This window comes from Bradyrhizobium sp., assembly GCF_035273305.1.
GTDB lineage: Bacteria > Pseudomonadota > Alphaproteobacteria > Rhizobiales > Xanthobacteraceae > Bradyrhizobium.
This window is the reverse complement of record NZ_DATEPI010000053.1, coordinates 1-5178: the sequence shown is the minus strand read 5'-3', so window position 1 is coordinate 5178 and position 5178 is coordinate 1. Positions and strand designations below refer to the sequence as shown.

Genomic DNA, 5178 nt, shown 5'->3' with positions numbered 1-5178 from the left:
CGCAAATTGGAAGGTCTCCGGCTTTCCGATTTCGGGACGCGCCGGCGTCATGGATTCCTATGGCAGCGCTGGTGTGTCGAGGCCGTCAAGGAAGGGCTAGGCCCATCCTTTACCGGTACCTCTAATGTGCTGCTGGCCATGGACAACGATCTGGAGGCGATCGGAACCAATGCCCACGAGCTGCCGATGGTCGCCGCCGCGCTCGCCAAAAACGACGACGAACTTCGCTGGGCACCGTACCTCATCCTCGATCAGTGGCGGCAGACTTACGGGGGAAATCTGCTGATCGCCCTACCCGACGCCTTCGGCACCAAGGCATTCCTTCGGGACGCGCCCGCATGGGTGGCCGACTGGACCGGCTTTCGGCCCGACAGCGCGCCGCCGATCGCGGCTGGCGAAGAGATAATGAAGTGGTGGACCAAAAAGGGACGCGACCCAAAGAAGAAGCTGCTGGTGTTTTCGGACGCGATGGACGTCGATTCGATTGAAGAGACGTACCGTCATTTTGCCGGCCGGGTCAGGCTTAGTTTTGGCTGGGGCACAAATCTGACGAACGACTTCGTGGGATGTGCGCCTGACGGTTCTGTGGATCTCGATCCGATCTCGATCGTTTGCAAAGTGAGCTCGGTCGATGGACGACCAGCCGTAAAGCTGTCGGACAATCCGGAAAAAGCGACGGGCGTTCAGTCTGAAATTGAGCGCTATCTGCGAGTGTTCGGCAATGAAGGCCGGGTGCGAACCGCGGTGCACGTATGATCTCCTGAGCAACGATCTCGGATCGGCGCCAGGAGATCATCGCCTCTCGTCGAGAGAGATCACTCACCTCATCCATTTCCGTGCGCGAGCGCCTTACGCAGGCATGGACGAGCCTAGTCGTTACTCACATCGGTTGGCATCGCGACGCTCGTCGCGACTGTGCGCGCGAGTTGTGAGGCGCGTTTACCTTGTTCGAAGCGCGAAGTATCAATTTTGAAATTGTGGTGTACTCTGAATTCATGCTTGTCGAATCCCGACTTGCATTGAGCAAAACTTTTGGGGATTACGGAGGGTAACATGGCAAAGAAAGCGAAGAAGGCAAAGAAGGCGAAGAAGACAGCCAAGAAGAAAAAGAAGTAGCCATTCGGCTAAACCAATGACACCCGGGTAGCACTTGAGTCCGTTACTCTTTTGGAAATGCGGACAAACGGCAGTCTCAGTCGACAGAATATCCGGGCAATAACAGTCAAACCGGGCCCTTATGCAGAAGGCGGCTGCATAACGGTCCGGATTTTCATTTTATGAGCTGGCGACTTGTTCTCCTCACCCGACCTGAATTTTCTCCTCACCCGACCTGAATTGATTTTGCGCAGCGGATCGCTCGTCGTCAGGTGTCCTGCTCAAGAATGTATATGCGCACGGACCTCGTAGCCGCCCTACCCACCTGGTTGGGCCAGCTTCGAACATAGGCACAACGGCCGAAGGGCTATCGTCCCTATCGATCGTGGAAGTGGATGTTTCGATCGCGGAGAGTCCGAACCAGCGCGTGACTGTAGGACCATCGATTGCGGTAGTGAACGTCACGAAGCGGTCTGGACATCCACAAACGCCAGCCGACGAACAGAAGACTGGGACTCATCCACACGACTATCACGAGCAACAACGTCCGCATGAGAATCTCCCATGTGACGAAGTACAACCTCCGATCGAGCTATGTTTTCCATGCGTCTACCGCAAAACTCCTGCGCCATTTCAGGACGCTAATTGGAACCGGAATCAGCCCCGGATACGTCAGTGATACGCTGGGCGCACACAACTATACCGGTCGGGGATCAAACCTCAGGCGCCGGCTTGCCGGACGTCTTTCTGCAGCGAATCTACCGCGCCGGCGATGAATCACCCTGGCGTAGCAGTAGCTGCTTACCTTGCGTTCCAAACGCTCTGTCATCGGATGTGGCGGCCGCACCACAGTCCGCGTGATTCACAGCGAAATCCCTTCCAGCCCTTTACCTCTATGGGCATTTGCTCTTGAACTTCGGCGTACGCCGTCTGCTTCGACTGAAGGCCGATCGGAACACCATCATGCGACCAGACCTGACTTCTCATGAAATGGCGGCATTGTTACAGATCCTCGAACGGGTGGAACGCGCGATCGATGAAGCCCCGGTGGCAAGCCTGCGACAGTTGGCCGAACTTCATGATGAAGCCCGCTCCGAGTCGCCCCCGGCCGTAGACCCGGTAGACCCAACTCCGAATCGTTTCGTCGAGCGGATTGCCGCGGCCATGATGAGAGTGCGGGTTCAAGAAGCATAAGCCCAAAGGCTCTCGAGCCGGCACGAGAGGCGCGGGGTCGCCCGAACACAAGAGTTCACGGGTTTCGTTCCCTGCGGTGGCGGAAGGCGGCCGCACTCCCGCAAATCCAACGGCAATCGCCGGATCATTTTTCCTGTGCAGGGTTACTCTGATGTGCCTGGTTGTTTTGCTGCGTCGGATTGCTCGACGTGCTGCTGGACGAACCCGTCGTGGTGCCCGAATTGGACCCGCTGTTAGTATTCATCGCTTCAAATACAGACATTCCGTGCGGACCAATGGTCATCAGCACGGGATCCCCATCCTTTGATCTCGCCTGAACCACAAATGATTCAGCGACAACCTTCACATCGCTAAACCCTGCGGCCTGCAGATCCTGTTTGATCTTCTGAGCGGCAGCGATGTTTTGGCTGGAATTTGCGGTGGACTGCGGATTTGATTGAACCTGCGAATTGGAAGATTGTGCAAATACCGGCGTCGCAAGCAGCGCGAGCACCGCCGCTGACGTGAGAAGTCTTTTCATTTCCGTCTCCTTTCATTTCGGTGAGTTGTGAAACGAATTCACGGTTAGACAGCGCAGCAAGCCGAGCCGCGTTCCTATGTCGCGCGGATTTGATGCCGCCGCTGCTTGTCCGACACTGGCGCGACGAAGCGAGCAAGCCGCCAACGCGTGCTCATCGCAACGGTGACTCCGCTCGGGATTCCGCAATCGCTCAACGAGCAGGTGGGTGATGGAAAAACAGTTGTAGGCGTCGCTCGAGCGGGCAAACTAACCCTTTAGTAACCAAGACAGCGGCGATCCTCGATTTCCGTAAAATTTGAGCGATCGATTCAATCTGGAAACAAAGGACATTTGAGACAGTGCTCTCTCGGAAGCCCGGAGAGCACGATGAGCGAAGTTGAGTTTGACCGCTTGCTGGATTCAGTGCGCACGGCCGTCGAGCTGGCTCCGCATGAAGTCATCTTGGCCGAGCCTCGAAATTTCGACCGAACCGCAAAAGCCGACAACGACAATCAGTTGGCCTGGCCGCTCGTTCCGTTCCCCGAAGGTTGGTTTGCCGCCTGCTGAAGTTGAAGGCCGCCGGCCGCCATAGCCTCGCTTTCAGCCCACCCCGTCCCCGATTCCGTACTCTCGGTAGATCGCCTCGGGATCAAGGTCGGGAAATAATCGGCATTTTGCCTGGGCCAGATGCAGGTTCACGGTCTCAGGCAAGGCACCGGCTGCGAGAAGCTTTCTGATTTCTTCCATATGAGTGCGGGGCTGGTGTTTCGGCGGAAGCTGTTCCAGCGCGACCAGCGCTGTGGCCAGCGCTTCCGTGACGACCCATCCGTCGTGACCCGTGATTCCCTTTTTTGGCATCGTCTTCCCTGTGTCTCCCGCACTTCAAATCGGGCTCGCCGGCGCGCTCAAGCGACCAGTCCGGCCGCGTTATTGAGACTGGTTGTGCCGCACTGCGACCAGCGTAAATTCAGCGCAACCAGACTTGCGTGGGGCACGTTATTACATCTTCTCCGGTGGTTTGCCCTGCCGCGCGGCCACGACCTCGCGCGCTTTGTCGACGTCCTCCTTGAACCAGCGGATGACCTTCGTCATCCGCTTACTTGCATCTTCTTCAGTTTCAGCCTCAGGGGTCGCCTGTTGCGTATTGCCCGGTGGTCGTTTAGGCGGCTCCTTCAACCTTGGCTCTGGCACTGGCTCACGATCAGGTTTTTTTATTCTTCGTGACTGGCCGCTCTGCATTCTCCCACTTATCCACGCCCTCAGCTCAGCGATGTGTATTCGCTCTTCCGTGATGAGTTCGCGCACTTGCTTGATTTCTCTATCCCGAACAATAATGAGAAGTATCGTTAGTACCTGCGCAAGAGCGAGCACGATAACGGCAATGGTCAGGTAATAGAGGTTCATGATCCCGCCTCCAGATCGGTGAACGTCCTAAGGTTTCTCCGCCGGTCGCTCCCATACTATCAAGTGTTCTCCGACTAGTCCTCGGCTTCCTTCAGCCCGCGCATTCGCAGAGCATGCTCGGGCTAGAGGCGGCTGGACCTGTCCGGTCTTGGTGCCCATCAGGAAAGATTGCGGCTGTGACAGGAGCGCGTGCGCCGCAAGCCGCTAAAGCTTGCCGGCTCCCGCAAGCCAGACCCGACGCGGGATTGAAACGGGGGATCGGCTTTGTGGTTTCCTGGAACTGAAGGTCAGGAACAATCGGCTTCAAACCGGTTGGTCGCGTCGCGCCGCCGTGGCAATTGACGCCCTCTTACCTGCATCATCCGTGCGACCGTCAGCCAGGACATCGCGACGGCTTTTAGAATCATTACGGAAGCTGCAATCACATAGGTCGTAAAAAGCGGATTCTGAAAGCTGAGATTGTCCAAATAGCACTCCTCTTCGAATTTACATCATTCAAATCATACCAATGCGTATCTAACTATTCTGAGTCCCCTTGGGGCAAACTCAGAATCGGCAGCACGCCGCCAAGGTACTGGCAGTGCAGTAAGCCATCATTCGACCACCTCGTCGGCGCGGGCGAGCAGTGCCGGCGGCACGGTGAGGCCCAGTGCCTTGGCGGTCTTGAGGTTGATTGCTAACTCGTACCTAGTCGGCTGCTGGACCGGAAGATTGGCTGGGATGGTACCTTTAAGGATTTTGTCTACATAGCGCGCGAGCTCCTGGCCTCGCTCCCTCAGGTCCGCGCTATATGACATCAGGATTCCCGCCTGCACTGCGGTTTTTTGGGTGGAGAGAGATGGCAGCCGGTATTTTAGCGCCAGGCCGACAGTCAGCTCATCCGAGAGGCTGCCCTGGATCATGACGGCGTCCGCTCGCGAACCTGCGATTACCGCGAAGGCGCTATCCAAGTCGCCGCTGCTGCGAACGATGATTTGATGGACTTC

Annotated in this window: 7 protein-coding genes and 1 pseudogene; 3 read left to right on the top strand and 5 right to left on the bottom strand. The window is 56.9% G+C overall.

Going from position 1 to position 5178, the window contains the following annotated elements; all coding sequences use genetic code 11:
* Positions 1 to 756 (top strand): annotated as a pseudogene (locus VJV58_RS03605) (nicotinate phosphoribosyltransferase); the annotation flags it as partial.
* Between the two features lie 1248 nt (positions 757 to 2004).
* Positions 2005 to 2289, top strand: coding sequence for a hypothetical protein (locus tag VJV58_RS03600; RefSeq protein WP_324135974.1), 285 nt, complete (start codon positions 2005 to 2007; stop codon positions 2287 to 2289).
* A gap of 124 nt (positions 2290 to 2413) precedes the next feature.
* On the opposite strand, the gene VJV58_RS03595 is transcribed toward VJV58_RS03600, so the two are convergent.
* Positions 2414 to 2809, bottom strand: coding sequence for a hypothetical protein (locus VJV58_RS03595; RefSeq protein WP_324135973.1), 396 nt, complete (start codon positions 2807 to 2809; stop codon positions 2414 to 2416).
* A gap of 366 nt (positions 2810 to 3175) precedes the next feature.
* On the opposite strand from VJV58_RS03595, the gene VJV58_RS03590 reads away from it, so the two are divergent.
* Positions 3176 to 3355: a hypothetical protein gene (locus VJV58_RS03590; RefSeq protein ID WP_324135972.1), complete on the top strand. Its 180-nt coding sequence runs from the start codon at positions 3176 to 3178 to the stop codon at positions 3353 to 3355.
* A gap of 33 nt (positions 3356 to 3388) precedes the next feature.
* Here the strand turns inward: VJV58_RS03590 and VJV58_RS03585 are convergent, their stop codons facing one another.
* The 4 genes from VJV58_RS03585 to VJV58_RS03570 all read right to left on the bottom strand — a co-directional run.
* A complete protein-coding gene (locus VJV58_RS03585) occupies positions 3389 to 3646 on the bottom strand; it encodes a hypothetical protein (protein WP_324135971.1) in 258 nt (85 codons plus the stop codon).
* A gap of 141 nt (positions 3647 to 3787) precedes the next feature.
* Positions 3788 to 4192: a hypothetical protein gene (locus tag VJV58_RS03580; protein ID WP_324135970.1), complete on the bottom strand. Its 405-nt coding sequence runs from the start codon at positions 4190 to 4192 to the stop codon at positions 3788 to 3790.
* Positions 4193 to 4479: 287 nt separating this feature from the next.
* A complete protein-coding gene (locus VJV58_RS03575; RefSeq protein ID WP_324135969.1) occupies positions 4480 to 4659 on the bottom strand; it encodes a hypothetical protein in 180 nt (59 codons plus the stop codon).
* A gap of 126 nt (positions 4660 to 4785) precedes the next feature.
* The coding region (locus tag VJV58_RS03570) for an ABC transporter substrate binding protein (protein ID WP_324135968.1) at positions 4786 to 5178 on the bottom strand (393 nt) is incomplete at its 5' end.